Source organism: Citrobacter amalonaticus Y19 (assembly GCF_000981805.1).
Lineage (GTDB): Bacteria > Pseudomonadota > Gammaproteobacteria > Enterobacterales > Enterobacteriaceae > Citrobacter_A > Citrobacter_A amalonaticus_C.
In genome coordinates this window covers 1,360,054-1,376,052 of record NZ_CP011132.1, presented here as the reverse complement: position 1 = coordinate 1,376,052, position 15,999 = coordinate 1,360,054, and the positions used below count along the sequence as shown (strand labels likewise).

Here is a 15,999-nt window from a genome sequence, read left to right as displayed (position 1 = left end):
CTTACGCCGGCAACAGATTCTGCGCGGCCAGGTCGTCGGCGACGTCTTCCAGACCGAGTCGATGCAATGTCTCACGCGTCGGGCAACCCAACTCCGGGTGCCAGCCCATCTCTTTATAGAACAGCGTCAGGGATTCACGCATGTCGTCGCGGTCCATCTTATCGGTGCCTTCGCTGAAGACCGGAATCTTCGGATCCTTATCAAACACCCACGAGCAGATCAGGTCGTGCGCATTGCGCATATCGTTGGTCTGCATCAGCTTCACCGTGTAGGCGCGATGCAGGGTGAAGATGCGTTCTGCGGCCAAATCGAGACTGGCCTGGGTGGTTTCATCACCGGTTACGGCCTGGAAGAATTTGGCTTCCAGATCCAGATCGCCGCGATAGTTGCGGCTTTTCAGCGGCGACACGGTCATCGGCCAGACCCAGTTACACAGCGTGACGGCGTTATGCAGGCACACTTTGAGTAGCGTCCATTTGGCATATCTAATTTTTGCCGCATTGATCGGCGTGTAATTCTTGGTTTCATCGTAGGCGTCTGGTGAGCCAAACAGTTCAGCGGCGACTTCCCGCTGAAGTTTTAAGGGCAAACCCGAGCCGATGAAATTGATGTGGGTGTGGGTCATACAGTCGCGGTTGAACATGCAGTTGGTGATGGCCCCCACCTGCGCCGAGGCTTCGTTGGCGTGGTGAACCGGAAAACCAAACGGTGACCACAGTTTATTTTTTTCATACGCCCAGTATTCATCACCCAGTTGCCAGCGCTCGGCAATGGCATACGACCCATCCGCCAGATGGCTAAGTTCACCGACGCGATGCGCCAGACGATAGTAGAAATCCTTGATGAAATTCGGATCGCCCGCTTCCAGTTGATCCCAGCGGATCTGAGCGTATTCTTCAGCTGGCAGGACGCGTTTAAACACCCCTTTGCTGTAGCAATACGTAAAGTCGCGGTGCAACTGACCGTAGTTGCACCAGATGCCGTAATCATCAAACAGATTCAACCCCACCAGGTTACCGATGACGCGGCCATCGTCTTTGTCTTCAAAGTCTTTCGGGCCGTTCGGGAAGATGGTGGTATGGACGAAGTTCGCCACGCAGGTATTCCCGCCGGTGCTCGGCACGCCAAAATCCTTCACGCGAGGAATGTTCATCTGCGTCATGCAGCGAATCGGGCAAGAGTGGCAGCCGCTCATTTTCACCGTGTATTTTTCTGCCGCCGGACCTAAGTCGAAGACCGACTTGTAGGTCCGGTAACCGACGGTATTCTGGTTACCCGGCGGGATCTCGCCAGTCTCGATCGGCCCACCTTCTGCCGCGCCCCAGAACAGTCCTTTACGTGCGGTCCAGCGCGACGCGGGAGAGGAGTATTCCGCCCACGCCTGCGGGGTACTGGGCACAACATGGTTGTTATTCGCGCCAATCAGCTCCGTCATCATGTAATCATTCAACCGCTTCATCTCTTTGCGGTCAGCAATGTTGACGCCTTTTGTCCCTTCCACGGCAATCGCTTTCAGTTTTTTCGCGCCCATCACCGCGCCTGTCCCTGCGCCGCCGCTGTGATTGCGGCTGTTGAGCATACAAGAGAGCGGCACAAGGTTTTCACCCGCCTGGCCAATCGCCGCCACGCAGGTTTCCGGCGAGGTCATCCGGCAAATTTCTTCCGTCGTCGCACGTGTGCCTTTCCCCCACAGGAAATCGGCTTTTTCGAGAGTGACCTTGTCGTCTTTAATATTCAGCCAGACGGGAGATGCCGACTTGCCTTCAATAATGATGGCGTCATAGCCGGCGAATTTCATTTGCGCCGCAAAAAAGCCGCCCATATGCGCATCGACAACCAGATTGCCTTTTGTGAATGTGGAGAGCGACGTGATATTAACGCGAGAACTACAGGGTGCGCCGGATCCCGTAAGCGGTCCCGTCGCAAAAACTAATTTATTGCCTTCATCAAAGGGTTTCGTGCCGGCGGGAACTTCGTCGTACATAATTTTGTAGCCGAACCCCATACCGCCGACAAATTTTTTAAATTTACTGGAATCTTCAAGGGTAATATCGCCTGTTGTAAGATTGACCCGTAAAATATTACCTGTCCAACCGTTAGCCATAATTTTTTCCTTTGCAAGACTCAAACAGTAATATCTTTCCACTCGATGATTTTTAATGCCCCGGTCGGGCAGGCACTGGCGCACTCACCGCATAAAACGCATTTTGCCGATTTCTTCGTTTCCGTATTGACGGTGGCCATCATCCAGGGACATGCGGTGGTACAGGCGCTGCAACCGATACAGCGTCGGTGATCGACAGCAATGCAACCATCTTCCTGGTTCCAGGTAATCGCCCCAATGGGACAGACCTTCATGCACTGCGGATCTTTACACTGACGACAGGTGTCCGGGGTGTAGTTCAAATCGCCATACAGGCCGCCGCCTGAACCTATCCCCTTGTCGCCAAAGAAGAAATGACGGTGAATTTTAATGCGGGAAAAGAAGGTGCCAACTGCGCCATCATTGTAGTTGGTACAGGAAATTTCACAGCGATGACAACCGGTACAGCGGGCGCGTTGGGTCACTAACACGCCTTTCGGCGTGGAGATCAACCCTACGGTGCCGCTATCGATATCTTCTTGCTTACAGCCAAAAAGCGACAGTAACGCGGGCGCGATGGTTAACCCTGCCAGGCCTTTTCCCGATATGCGCAGAAATTCCAGCCGCGTTAAGCCAGTATCTAATAATGGACGATCAACCTGGTTCATTTATTTTGCATCCTCTTCGCAAACGCAGTGCCGACAACACGTCCCAGGCCGATGCTAATTATGCTGAAACAGCGCCTCTGATGTTGCCTCCCACAGCTGAAGTTTTGCCATAACCGGATTGCATAAATAACGCAATTTAACGCAAATAAACTAATCCTTTAGGGTTAGGCGAATTAAATAATGGGAGTTATTGGTGGGCATAACTTTGATCGTCATCAATTAAAAACGGGAAGGAAAATATTAAATGCGTAGTGATATTTATTATCATAAAGCCAGTGAAACATTGTTCCGCCAGATTACAAATAAATGTGAAACTGTTCCCATATATAAATAAAAATGCGCGCGTGATATACACAACAATATAACGAATTCTACCCTGGCTTTATTTTTCGACGGAATAAATGCTCTGCTGACATTTTCTCGTGAAGGGAAATAAGGGATGAGCGCATCCCTCATTACGGTTAGCCAGCCAGCGCGTTGATCACCGTGACCATCGCCTGCTTTTCAAGGTCGCTACGCGGAATACGCGGGTTCGCCAGCGCGGTTCGTAATACCCCGGCAATCACGATATGTTTGGGCTCTTGTCCCAGATCGCGCATTTCCAGCACCACTTTGCCCACTACTCTGCACATCTCACGGTACAGTTCATCGTCTTTTGTCAGGTTTGCCATTATTGTCTCTCATTGCAGGTTCAGATAAACAGCATATATCACTCTGAATGGGATGACAAAAAACAAAGAAAATCAAAGAAATAACCTACGGTACTATTCAACGCCGTGCGCTTCCTTTAATCGCTGCCATTTGTTGACCAGTTCCGCCAGATTGGCGGCCTGCATTTTTTCCATCACTCTGGCGCGATGTACCTCCACCGTGCGTACCGCGATGTTCATCATCTGTGCAATCTCGCGATTCATCAGTCCTTTAACGACTAACCCGGCCAGCTCACGTTCTTTAGCCGTAAGCGCCCGGTAGCAGGTGGCGATCTGTTGTCGGGCAACCGCCTGCGCTGAAACCACCAGCGCTTGCTCCAGCGCCGTTTGCAGCGGTTTAGCACTGACCGGCTTTTGCAGGAAGTCTACCGCCCCGTGTTTCATCTGCTCGACGGCCATCGGCACATCGCCATGCCCGGTGAGAAACACCACGGCCAGCGTACTTTCACGCTGACGCAATGCCTCATGGACGTTCTTGCCGTCCATGACCGGCATCCGCATGTCCAGCAGCAGCACGCCCGTCTGGTACAAATCGGCCTCAGCAAGAAAAACAGCCCCTTCTTCCCAGCACGTGACCGGATAGCCCAGGCTCTCCAGAAGAAAGGCGCAGGCATCGGTGACCGCCACATCATCATCCAGTAAGTGAATCATCGCCATTGCCGCCCTTTTCCTCCCGTTGTGTAAAATCCAGTCCCACCGCCACACCGGGTAGCCCGTCAGGCGCGGTCTGATTACGCAGACCGATCTCCCCCTGACCGTAGCGCACCAGTCGTTGGCAGATAACCAACCCCAGCCCCATTCCCTCTTTCCGGCTGGTCATAAAGGGCTGAAAGGCCTGATGCAGTAAAACATCGTCAATGCCGCCACCATTATCCTGCAACGTCACGCGCACGCCCTCTGGCGAAGATGAAGCATCAATCCACAGCGTGGTGGCACCCGCCTGCGCCGCATTGAGGATCAAATTGGCCAGCACCTGCTCCAGCAGCACCGGCGGGAGCGAAATCGTCAGCGCGCGATCGATATTGCTGTGTAAGGTTAATGTCGGGAACTGCTGCGCCATGCGTAACAACTGCCAGACATGATGAACCGCCTCATGAATGCTGATGTTCTCCCATTCCTCCGTGCGGATCGGACTTCCCTGGGCCTGACTCACCCAGCGTCGCAGATTACGCAGCGTATCAGCCCCGCGCTGCGCCTGTTGATCAATATGCTCCAGCGCCGGCAGTAACGCGTGCGACGGATCCTGCGACTGCAGGCGAATCAGACAACCCTGTGCATAATGGCGGATTGCCGACAGCGGTTGATTCAGTTCATGCGCAAACCCGGAGGTCATTTCGCCAAGAACGCTCATTTGCCTGGCCGTTTCCAGCGCCAGTTCCTGCTGGCGCAACTGGACGCCGTTGCGTTCAAGCTGTTTACCCCGTCGGCGCACCAGCAGCATGACCCAGATATAGTTCAGGGTCAGCAATAACAGGGTAAGCGCTGTCCCGCCCATCAGCCACTGATGCTGTATCAGCCAGCTTTTCACATCCAGCCACAAACGCCGCTGTTGTGGATGCTGCTGTACGTCGCGCAGCAACGCCTCCACCTGACTGGTCGACGCCGGCGCACCCCAGTGAAACGCCGCGGTGTCTGGCGCCGCCAGCAGCGCGCGGGTGACGCGATCGGCCAGCGCATCGCTCACCGCAGGCAACGCGGCGAATGACCAGTCGGGATAGAGCGGCGTACTGGTTAAACAGGCGATGTCTCCGGGACGGTTGAGCACCGCGACGAAGTCGTTTTTATCAACCAGTCCCTCTTCGTCCATTTTTTCCAGCAGGCAGACCGGGACAATCACCGCCTGTACCGCTTTTTCACGGAGCAGATAGAGAAGCGCATCGGCCGGAAAACCGGTAAAACGCAGGTTGAGGTCGCGCTCGGGGCGCAGACCGGCGTCGCTCAGCGCTTTATATCCCAGCAGATAGCCGCCGAATGCCTGGGGATCGATAGCCCCTACCGTTTTACCGATCAGATCGTGCGCGGCGGTGATACCGCTGTCGCGCCGGGTGAGGATCGCACTGCCAATGACGTTGCCCGTCCCACGCGCGGAACGCAAAGACGCCAGCCAGCGCAGCGGCGAACGACTGTTCAGTTGCACAAACTGCGCCGGGTTGGTCACCACAAATTGTACGCGTCCGTTGTTCACCGCCGCCTGCATCTGATGCAGATCCAGCGGCAGGATGTGGAACTGTTCTCCGGGAAGCTGTTGGTTAAGCAGGGTTTCCAGCGGCTGCCAGTGGTTGCGGGTGGAGACCTCTCCGCGCATCGCCAGAATCCCGATATTCCATGAGCCCGCCAGCGCTGCGCCACTGAACATTAAGGCCGACGCCAGCAGCGTTAGCCCCTTCACCGTTTTACGTCTCACACCATTATCCCTGTTGATTATGTTGTTTTAGATCAACAACCCGCCGGGTATGTGGTTAACCACAATAGAGCTGCCCCACTCCGATTTTTACACTGTAAATCATCGACATTCTTTATTCATCACACGCAAACCAATGGCGTGACAAATGTTTCGTTGTTGCCTTGAAACGGGAGAAAAAATGGACAGCAGTAAACGGCAGTTTCTCCAGCAACTGGGCGTCCTGACCGCAGGCGCGTCGCTGGTTCCGCTGGCGCAGGCAAAATTTCCTTTTTCACCTGAACGTCATGGCGGCTCCACACAGCAGCGTTACGCGATGCTTATCGATCTGCGCCGCTGCATCGGCTGTCAGGCCTGCACCGTCAGTTGCGCGATTGAAAATCAGACGCCGCAGGGCGAGTTTCGTACCCATGTGAATCAGTATCAGGTCCAGGTGGCGGATGAGGTGACCAACGTGCTGTTACCGCGTCTGTGTAACCACTGCGATAATCCGCCCTGCGTGCCGGTTTGTCCGGTGCAGGCCACGTTTCAACGCGAGGACGGCATCGTCGTGGTCGATAACACCCGCTGCGTCGGTTGCGCTTACTGTGTGCAGGCCTGTCCCTACGATGCGCGTTTTATCAATCATGAGACACAGACCGCCGATAAATGCACGTTTTGCGTGCACCGCCTGGAGGCCGGACTTCTCCCCGCCTGCGTGGAGTCCTGTGTAGGCGGCGCGCGCATCATCGGCGACATCCGCGATCCGCAAAGCCGGATTTCGCAATTGATCCGCACCCATCACGACGCCATCAACGTACTGAAGCCGGAAAATAACACCGCGCCCCACGTTTTCTATCTGGGACTGGATGAGGCGTTTGTCACCCCGTTGATGGGACGCGCGCAACCCGCGCTCTGGCAGGAGGTCTGATAATGCAACCCTTAATCATTGAAGAGGTGCTGGCCCGTCCACAGGCGGTCAGTTGGCTTCCCTGGGCGGTACAGTACTTCTTTTTTATCGGCATTGCCGCCTGTGCGGCGCTGTTTGGCTGCGTGCTGCACTGGCGCAAAAAAACCGCCCCGACGCTGGAAAGCCTGACGCTGTTGATTGCCCTGACCTGCGCCATTACCGCCCCCCTGGCGCTGACCGCCGATCTCCACCAGACGGCCCGCGTCTGGCATTTTTACGCATATCCTACGCCGTGGTCGTGGATGCCGTGGGGCGCACTGTTCTTACCGCTGTTCACCGCGTTTCTCGGACTCTGGTTTCTGGCGCAAGTTTATAAACAGCTTACCGGGAAAAGTTACGCCGTCACAAAATGGTTCGCCTTTGCCAGCGCGCTCGCCGCGACGGGATTGCTGATCTATACCGGACGCGAAGTCTCCGTCGTTCAGGCTCGTCCCGTCTGGTTCAGCTACGCCTTTGTGCTGGCGATGTTCCTGAGCGCATTACAGACCTTTTTTGCCCTGTTAATCGTCGGGATGCGCAATGATTTCCTGTCGCAAAAACGACTCGCCCTTGGGCAACTGCTGACGCTGCTCGCCCTCGCAATCGTCATCATTTTCTGGGTTAGCGGCAATACGCTTTCCGGTACGGCAATCCGCCAGTGGCTTACGATCTCCGCATCGGCCCGCCATTACGCCTTTGGTTGGCTGGCATTCTGGCTGGTTTCACTGCTCTTTAGCGTTATCGCCCTGAGTCGTCCGTTGTCATTACCGCTGCGCAGCCTGCTGGCGTTGAGCGCGATGGCGCTGTGCTGGCTGATGCGCTGGACTCTGCTGATTCAGGGGCAGACGCTGCCAAAATTCAACGCCCAGTTCAACCCGTACACCCTGCCCGCCGGTACCGACGGCTGGCTTGCCATCCTCGGTACCTTTGGTCTGTGGATAGCGCTGCTTATTATTGTTCGCGAAGGCGTGAACGGACTCGCAAGGAGATTGCAACATGGCTAATTTAACCCGTCGTCAGTGGCTCAAAGTCGGCCTGGCCGTCGGCGGTATGGCGACGTTCGCCCTCAGCTATCGTGACGTGGCGAAACGCGCCATTGATGGCTTGACCAACGGCACCTCCGGTAAAATCACCCGCGATCGCATCGTGGGTAACGCGCTTGCCCCTGAAGCCAACGCGCACCCGCGCTGGCAGCAGAATACGCAGCAAACCATCGCCATGACCCAGTGTTTCGGCTGCTGGACGCAGTGCGGCGTCAGGGTGCGCGTCGACCAGCAAACCAACAGGGTGCTGCGCATTGCCGGCAATCCGTATCATCCGCTTTCTCATGAACATCATATTGATGCGTCGGTGCCATTCAGCACGGCAATGGCGCAACTGGCGGGCGAGAACGGTCTTGATGCCCGCTCGACGGCCTGCGCCAGGGGCGCAACACAACTGGAAGGTCTGTACAGCCCGCTGCGTATTCTTGAGCCGATGAAGCGCGTGGGTAAACGCGGCGAAGGCAAATGGCAGCGCATTAGCTTTGAACAATTGATCAATGAGGTGGTGGAAGGCGGCGATCTGTTTGGCGAAGGCCACGTCGACGGCCTGCGTGCTCTTTACGCCCCGACAACCCCTATTGATCCGCAGCATCCCGGTTTTGGTCCCAAAACCAACCAGCTACTGGTCACCAATACCAGCGACGACGGGCGAGACACCTTTTTGCGCCGTTTTGCGCTCAATAGTTTCGGCAGCAAAAACTTTGGCGCGCACGGATCCTATTGTGGACTGGCCTATCGCGCGGGTTCCGGCGCACTGATGGGCGATCTCGATAAAAACACCCATGTGAAGCCCGACTGGGATAACGTGGAGTTCGCGCTGTTTATGGGCACCTCGCCCGCACAGTCCGGCAACCCGTTTAAACGCCAGGCCAGGCAACTTTCCAGCGCGCGGCTGCGCGATGATTTCAGCTATGTGGTCGTCGCCCCGGCGCTGCCGTTAACCACCGTGCTGGCTGACGACCACGGTCACTGGTTACCGGTGATCCCCGGCAGCGACTCCGCGCTGGCGATGGCGATGATCCGCTGGATTATCGAAAACCAACGCTACAACGCCGATTATCTGGCGCAACCCGGCGTACAGGCCATGCAGCACGCGGACGAGAAGAGCTGGACCAACGCCACACATCTGGTGATCGTCGACGATCTTCCCGAACTGGCCGGACAGCACCTGACGCAAGCGCATCTGGATCCTTCCGCCGCCAGCGAGCCGCTGGTCGTAGATGAGAACAACGAACTGGTCCCCGCCCGGGACTGCCTGCGCGCCACGCTGTTTGTCACACGCCAGGTGACGCTCGCCGATGGGCGCAGCGTGACGGTAAAAAGCAGCTTCCAGTGTCTGAAAGAATCGGCGGAAAAAATGACGCTCGCCCAGTACAGCCAACAGTGCGGCGTTGCGGAGAACAAAATCATCGCGCTGGCGGACGCCTTTACCCGTCACGGACGTAAAGCCGCGGTCATCACCCACGGCGGGATGATGGCAGGCAATGGCTTTTACAACGCGTGGGCGGTGATGATGCTGAACGCGCTGATCGGCAACCTCAGTCTGGAAGGTGGCGTTTTTGTTGGCGGCGGGAAGTTCAACGGCGCAACGGACGGTCCGCGCTACAACATGGCGAGTTTTCCAGGCAAAGTGAAGCCCAAGGGGCTGAGTATCGCGCGGAGTAAAACGGCATATGAATCTTCCGAAGAGTATCGCAACAAAGTCGCCGCCGGAATATCGCCTTTCCCGGCCAAAGCGCCGTGGTATCCGTTTGTCGCTGGTCAGTTGACCGAATTGCTGAGTTCCGCGCTGGAGGGGTATCCGTATCCCCTCAAGGCGTGGATCTCCAACATGACCAATCCCTTGTATGGCGTACCCGGTCTGCGCGCCGTTGCCGAAGAAAAACTGAAAGATCCGGCGCGGTTACCGCTGTTTATTGCCATCGATGCCTATATGAATGAGACCACCGCCCTTGCGGATTACATCGTGCCGGACACGCATAACTTCGAAAGCTGGGGATTCAGCGCGCCGTGGGCTGGCGTCGCCAGTAAAGCCACCACCGCACGCTGGCCGATTGTCGACTCCGCCACCGCCACAACCGCCGATGGTCAGCCCGTTTCGATGGAGGCATTCTGCATTGCCGTGGCTAAAAAATTGCATCTGCCGGGATTTGGCGACAATGCGATTTCCGACAGCGAAGGAAACCGCTATCCGCTGAATCGTGCAGAAGACTACTATCTGCGCGTCGCCGCCAATATCGCGTTTATGGGGAAAGCCCCGGTCGCCGAAGCGGTAGCAGAAGACATTGAACTGACTGGCGTGAGCCGCATTATGCCCGTCATTCAGCAGACGCTGAAAACGGAAGAAGCGCGTCGGGTGGCTTTTATCTACTCGCGCGGCGGACGTTTCGCGTCAGATAAGAGTGGTCGGGCCGAAAACCGGATCGGCAATGCGTGGGAAAAGCCGCTGCAAATCTGGAATGCTGAGGTTGCCGCCCATCGTCACGCGATCACCGGCGAACGCTACAGCGGCTGTCCGGCGTGGTATCCGGCGAGGCTGTCTGATGGACGTTCGGTGGACGACCTGTTTCCCTTAACGCAATGGCCGCTCAGGCTTATCTCGTTTAAGTCCAACACCATGGCCAGCGCATCGGCGGTGATCCCACGTTTACACCACGTCAAACCGGTCAACCTGGTGGCGCTGAATCCACAGGACGGGCAGCGTTTCGGGCTGTCACATGGCGACACGGTGCGGATCACCACGCCGGGCGGGCAGGCTGAAGCGCAAATCAGTTTGCTGCACGGGGTGATGCCGGGAGTCATCGCTATCGAACACGGCTATGGACACCGGGAGATGGGCGGCGCGCAGCACACGCTCGACGGTGAGCCGCTGGCGTTTGATGCGAAAGTGAAATCGGGGATTAACCTGAACGATCTGGGATTTGCCGATCCGACGCGAAAAGTGAGCAACACCTGGCTTGACTGGGTGTCCGGCTCCGCGGTACGTCAGGGGTTGCCGGCAAGAGTTGAGCGAGTATAACGCTAATGCCGGATGGCAACGCTGGCGCGTTTTATCCGGCCTACAGGACGTCGTAGGCCGGGTCAGGCGAAGCCGCCACCCGGCAAAAAAGGGATCAGTTATTCACCGGGATGACCGCGCCTTTGTATTTGGTGCGGATCCAGTCCTGGATCTCTTTTGAGTGCAGGACGTCAACCAGCGCGACAATATCCTTTTTCTTCTCGTCGCCACGGTGAACGGTAATGATGTTGGCATACGGGTTGTTCTCACCGCTTTCCACGGCGATCGGATCGTGTACCGGATCCAGACCGGCGTCGATGGCGTAGTTGGCGTTAATCACCACCGCATCGCCTTCATCGTTGTTGTACATCTGTGGCAGCAGCGCAGCTTCAACGTTAGGCAGGAACTTCAGCTTTTTCGGGTTTTCCACGATGTCGCTGATACGCGCACTGACTTTATCCACGCCCGGCTTCAGTTTGATCACGCCCTCTTTCTCGAAGATAGACAGGATACGTCCCTCTTCCGACACCGCATCACGCATGATGATTTTGCCGCCTTCCGGCAGATCTTTTAGCGATTTGACCTTTTTCGAATAGATGCCGATAGGTTCAATGTGGATTGCTCCCGCACTGACGAAATCGTAGGTTTTATCTCCGGCATGATCTTTCAGGACGCTGTTCAGATAGGGAATATGCTGGAAGTAGTTGGCGTCAATTTCACGGCCCGCCAGCGCGGTGTTTGGCAGGATGTAGTCCTGGAATGGTTTAATCTCCAGGTCAATCCCCTGTTTTGCCAGAATCGGTTTGGCCTGCTCGAGGATTTCGGCATGCGGCACGTTGGAGGCGCCCACGGTCAGCGTGTCCGCCCAGGAGGCGAAGCTCAGGGCACTTAAGGTAGCTGCGGCGAGAAGTGTCAGTGATTTTTTCATGATAATGGTTTCCGTATTTTATTAGCGTTTATCTAACAGAGAAGTGATCACATCGCCGCAGAACTGGATAATGAAGACAATAACCAGAATGGTTACCGTCGCCACCAGCGTGACGTCGTTGTGGTTGCGCTGGAATCCTTCCAGATAAGCCAGATTCCCTAAACCACCTGCCCCGATCACCCCGGCCATCGCGCTGTAACTGACCAGCGCAATCAGCGTCACGGTGATACCGGACACCAGAGCGGGTGACGATTCAGGTAACAAAACCCGAAAAATTAAGGTGCTAAGACGAGCGCCCATGGAACGCGTCGCTTCAATGACGCCCTTATCCACTTCACGCAGGGCTATCTCAACCAGACGCGCGTAGAATGGCGCGGCGCCGACAATCAGCGCCGGTAGTGCGGCGTTGGCGCCAAGAATGGTGCCGACCAGCGCTTTGGTAAACGGGATCAGCAGGACTATCAAAATGATGAACGGGATCGAGCGAAAGATGTTCACCAGCAGAGAAATGCCGCTGTACAGCGCACGGTTCTGGAACAGTCCGCCGCGTGCGGTCAGGAACAGCGCCAGTCCGAGAGCAATACCCAGCACAAAGGTGGCGACGCCGGAGAGCGCAGTCATATACAACGTCTCCTGAGTGGCGGCAAAAAGTTGATCCCATTTCAGGTGGGGAAACAGATTCTCAGCCATGTTGAATCACCTCACCGTCAATGCCGCTTTTTTGCAGGTCGTCCAGAATGTTATTGAGTTGCTCCGGTGAGGCCACCACATGTAGCCACAACTGACCGAACACGCCGTGCGCCGTCTGGGTCATTTTGCCGTGCAGGATATTTAATGGCAGGCCATAGCGAAGTGTCAGTTCGCCGACAATCGGCTGATGCGTACTGTGGCCGGTAAACGTTAGCTTAATAACCGTGCCGCCCAGTTCGCTCGCCAGTTGCAAATCAAATGCCTCTTCATCGGCATACTGCCCCACCTGGCGGACAAACTGGCGGGTAATCGGCTGTTGCGGATGGGTGAAAACGCTCAACACATCGCCTTCCTCCACCACCTGACCGTTTTCCATCACCGCCACGCGATCGCAGATTTTGCGCACCACATGCATTTCATGAGTGATCAGCACGATCGTCAGCCGGAAGCGACGATTGATATCGAGCAACAGTTCAAGAATTTGATCGGTCGTCTGGGGATCCAGCGCTGACGTGGCTTCATCGCACAGCAACACATCCGGGTTATTCGCCAGCGCTCGCGCAATCCCCACGCGCTGTTTTTGCCCGCCGCTTAGCTGTGACGGATACGCATTTTCGCGCCCCGTCAGCCCCACCAGCTCAATCAGTTCCGCCACGCGCGCCTGAATTTTCGCTTTTGGCGCGCCCGCGATTTGCATGGAAAAGGCGATGTTTTCGCGCACGGTGCGCGACCACAGCAGATTGAAATGCTGAAATACCATACTGATTTTCAGGCGCGCCTGGCGCAGAGATTCGCCGCTGGCGGCGGAAATCTCGTGACCGTTGATGGTCACACTGCCCGCCGTCGGCTTTTCCAGCCCGTTAAGCAGGCGAATCAGGGTGCTTTTCCCGGCACCGCTGTAGCCAATAATTCCGTAAATTTGCCCCTGATCCACGGTCAGATTGACGTTATCAACCGCGGTAATGGCTAGCCGCCCTGGCGTAAACACTTTCGAAATATTTTTCAGGACAATCATGTCGTTTGGGTATCCGCTGCTGCTTATTGTTATCCTGCCAGCGCTTTCAGCTATTTAGCAGTATGGATGTCCAAACGAGTGTAATCAGGGTAATTTAGATTTGAAATGATTTAAAAGTCATTTGTTATAACGCGAAGGAATAAGTCTGGTTGCGCAACCCAGCCTGGTTTTTGCGTTTGCGCAATTGGCAGACACGACTTGTTTAATAACAATTTGTTGTGTAACTGCCTGGATGTATTCTGAAACACTGTTTCCATTTTCCTTTTGCGTAAATTTCAGCGTATAATGCGTGACAATTGTCACTTGAATGGTTTCAGCACATTGACCTGTCATACTCAGAGACTACAAAACGTCCCTTTTTGTCGGGCTGAAATACGAGCACACATTCCTCTGCACGCTCTATCGATGTCACCTATCCTTAGTGCGAGGCATCACAACTTTCGTAATACAGGTTTAGCTTCCAGGCAGAGCGTCCCGGTAGCCAGCTTTCCATATCCTTCTCAACTTAAAGACTAAGACTGTCATGAAAAAGACGAAAATTGTTTGCACCATCGGTCCGAAAACCGAATCTGAAGAGATGTTAACCAAAATGCTGGACGCAGGCATGAACGTCATGCGTCTGAACTTCTCTCACGGTGATTATGCAGAACACGGTCAGCGTATCCAGAACCTGCGCAACGTGATGAGCAAAACCGGCAAGAAAGCCGCTATCCTGCTCGATACCAAAGGTCCGGAAATCCGTACCATTAAACTGGAAGGCGGCAACGACGTTTCCCTGAAAGCCGGTCAGACGTTTACCTTCACCACTGACAAATCCGTCGTCGGTAACAACGAAATCGTTGCGGTCACCTACGAAGGTTTCACCACCGATCTGTCTGTCGGTAACACGGTACTGGTCGACGATGGTCTGATCGGTATGGAAGTCACCGCAATCGAAGGCAACAAAGTCATCTGTAAAGTGCTGAACAACGGTGACCTCGGCGAAAACAAAGGCGTTAACCTGCCTGGCGTCTCTATCGCCCTGCCGGCACTGGCTGAAAAAGACAAACAGGACCTGATTTTTGGTTGCGAACAAGGCGTTGACTTTGTTGCGGCCTCCTTTATCCGTAAGCGCTCTGACGTTGTTGAAATCCGTGAGCACCTGAAAGCGCACGGCGGCGAGAAGATCCAGATCATCTCCAAAATTGAAAACCAGGAAGGCCTGAACAACTTCGACGAAATCCTCGAAGCGTCTGACGGTATCATGGTTGCGCGTGGCGACCTGGGCGTTGAAATCCCGGTTGAAGAAGTTATCTTCGCGCAGAAGATGATGATCGAAAAATGTATCCGCGCACGTAAAGTCGTTATCACGGCTACGCAGATGCTGGATTCCATGATCAAAAACCCGCGTCCGACGCGTGCGGAAGCAGGCGACGTGGCGAACGCCATCCTTGATGGCACCGATGCGGTTATGCTGTCTGGCGAATCTGCAAAAGGTAAATATCCGCTGGAAGCGGTCACCATCATGGCGACCATCTGTGAACGTACCGACCGCGTGATGACCAGCCGTCTGGACTTCAACAACGACAGCCGCAAACTGCGCATCACCGAAGCCGTCTGCCGCGGCGCAGTGGAAACCGCTGAAAAACTGGACGCGCCGCTGATCGTCGTGGCCACTCAGGGCGGTAAATCTGCTCGCGCAGTGCGTAAATACTTCCCGGATGCCACCATTCTGGCACTGACCACCAACGAAGTGACTGCTCGTCAGCTGGTACTGAGCAAAGGCGTTGTGGCGCATCTGGTGAAAGAAATCGCGTCTACCGATGATTTCTACCGTCTGGGGAAAGAGGTTGCTCAGCAGACCGGTCTGGCGCAGAAAGGCGACGTTGTAGTGATGGTTTCCGGTGCGCTGGTACCGAGCGGCACCACTAACACGGCATCTGTTCACGTACTGTAATAATTCCCGTGTGAATTAATTCGATTAAAAAAGCGCCCTCGCGGCGCTTTTTTATTTTTCCAATAGCTACTATTAATAAAAAAGCAAATCGGATTGAGCTATCTAATTACAGATTATCTAAGACGAATCCGATGGAAGCAGCCTGTTTTCACTCAGTTTTTTAGCCGTTTTTGTGCATTTCGATGCTTCTTTGAGCGAACGATCAAAAATAAGCGCCTTCTCATCAAAAAAATATTCTCAACATAAAAAAGTTTGTGTAATACTTGTAACGCTACATGGAGATTAACTCAATCTAGAGGGTATTAATAATGAATCGTACTAAACTGGTACTGGGCGCGGTAATCCTGGGTTCTACTCTGCTGGCTGGTTGCTCCAGCAACGCTAAAATCGATCAGCTGTCTTCTGACGTTCAGACTCTGAACGCTAAAGTTGACCAGCTGAGCAACGACGTGAACGCAATGCGTTCCGACGTTCAGGCTGCTAAAGATGACGCAGCTCGCGCTAACCAGCGTCTGGACAACCAGGCTACTAAATACCGTAAGTAATAGTACCTGTGTAATAGAAATGGCGCACATTGTGCGCCATTTTTTTTGCCTCTC

Annotated in this window: 13 protein-coding genes; 5 read left to right on the top strand and 8 right to left on the bottom strand. The window is 54.9% G+C overall.

The features are described from left to right. Position 1: 1 nt before the first annotated feature. The 5 genes from F384_RS06310 to ttrS all read right to left on the bottom strand — a co-directional run bounded on the left by F384_RS06310 (position 2) and on the right by ttrS (position 5,865). Positions 2-2,104 carry an aldehyde ferredoxin oxidoreductase gene (locus tag F384_RS06310; protein ID WP_046480447.1) on the bottom strand — a complete coding sequence of 701 codons (2,103 nt, stop codon included), beginning with the start codon at positions 2,102-2,104 and terminating at the stop codon, positions 2-4. Between the two features lie 20 nt (positions 2,105-2,124). Beyond that, positions 2,125-2,751: a ferredoxin-like protein gene (locus F384_RS06305; RefSeq protein WP_042319271.1), complete on the bottom strand. Its 627-nt coding sequence runs from the start codon at positions 2,749-2,751 to the stop codon at positions 2,125-2,127. Between the two features lie 461 nt (positions 2,752-3,212). Then, entirely contained in the window at positions 3,213-3,422 is a 210-nt protein-coding gene (gene fumD / locus F384_RS06300) for a fumarate hydratase FumD (protein WP_046480445.1), read from the bottom strand. 93 nt (positions 3,423-3,515) lie between these two features. After that, complete coding sequence (ttrR, locus tag F384_RS06295) at positions 3,516-4,118, bottom strand: tetrathionate respiration response regulator TtrR (RefSeq protein ID WP_046480443.1); 603 nt, start codon at positions 4,116-4,118, stop codon at positions 3,516-3,518. Continuing rightward, on the bottom strand, positions 4,093-5,865 hold the full coding sequence (ttrS, locus tag F384_RS06290) for a tetrathionate respiration histidine kinase TtrS (protein WP_046480442.1): 1,773 nt from the start codon (positions 5,863-5,865) through the stop codon (positions 4,093-4,095). Before ttrS ends, ttrR begins: the two co-directional genes overlap by 26 nt. Before the next feature lie 178 nt (positions 5,866-6,043). Between ttrS and ttrB the strand changes: the two genes are divergently transcribed. Genes ttrB through ttrA form a run of 3 tightly spaced genes read left to right on the top strand, consistent with a single transcriptional unit; the run spans position 6,044 to position 10,852 of the window. Then, on the top strand, positions 6,044-6,772 hold the full coding sequence (gene ttrB, locus F384_RS06285) for a tetrathionate reductase subunit TtrB (protein ID WP_046480440.1): 729 nt from the start codon (positions 6,044-6,046) through the stop codon (positions 6,770-6,772). Next, positions 6,772-7,794, top strand: coding sequence for a tetrathionate reductase subunit TtrC (ttrC, locus tag F384_RS06280; protein ID WP_155403978.1), 1,023 nt, complete (start codon positions 6,772-6,774; stop codon positions 7,792-7,794). Before ttrB ends, ttrC begins: the two co-directional genes overlap by 1 nt. After that, the gene (ttrA, locus tag F384_RS06275; RefSeq protein ID WP_046480436.1) at positions 7,787-10,852 is read left to right on the top strand and encodes a tetrathionate reductase subunit TtrA; all 3,066 of its coding nucleotides are present in this window, start codon (positions 7,787-7,789) and stop codon (positions 10,850-10,852) included. The genes ttrC and ttrA overlap by 8 nt, the downstream gene beginning before the upstream one ends. 94 nt (positions 10,853-10,946) lie before the next feature. On the opposite strand, the gene F384_RS06270 is transcribed toward ttrA, so the two are convergent. From F384_RS06270 to F384_RS06260, 3 genes are read right to left on the bottom strand one after another with little or no spacing between them, the layout of a single operon-like run. Beyond that, entirely contained in the window at positions 10,947-11,759 is an 813-nt protein-coding gene (locus F384_RS06270) for a MetQ/NlpA family ABC transporter substrate-binding protein (RefSeq protein ID WP_046480434.1), read from the bottom strand. A gap of 21 nt (positions 11,760-11,780) precedes the next feature. Beyond that, on the bottom strand, positions 11,781-12,449 hold the full coding sequence (locus tag F384_RS06265; protein ID WP_046480432.1) for a methionine ABC transporter permease: 669 nt from the start codon (positions 12,447-12,449) through the stop codon (positions 11,781-11,783). After that, a complete protein-coding gene (locus F384_RS06260; protein ID WP_046480430.1) occupies positions 12,442-13,464 on the bottom strand; it encodes a methionine ABC transporter ATP-binding protein in 1,023 nt (340 codons plus the stop codon). The genes F384_RS06265 and F384_RS06260 overlap by 8 nt, the downstream gene beginning before the upstream one ends. Positions 13,465-13,987: 523 nt before the next feature. Between F384_RS06260 and pykF the strand changes: the two genes are divergently transcribed. Continuing rightward, positions 13,988-15,400 (top strand): pyruvate kinase PykF, encoded by a 1,413-nt coding sequence (gene pykF / locus F384_RS06255; protein ID WP_046480429.1) that lies wholly within the window; start codon positions 13,988-13,990, stop codon positions 15,398-15,400. 308 nt (positions 15,401-15,708) lie between these two features. Next, on the top strand, positions 15,709-15,945 hold the full coding sequence (gene lpp, locus F384_RS06250) for a murein lipoprotein Lpp (protein ID WP_001082307.1): 237 nt from the start codon (positions 15,709-15,711) through the stop codon (positions 15,943-15,945). Positions 15,946-15,999: the final 54 nt, after the last annotated feature.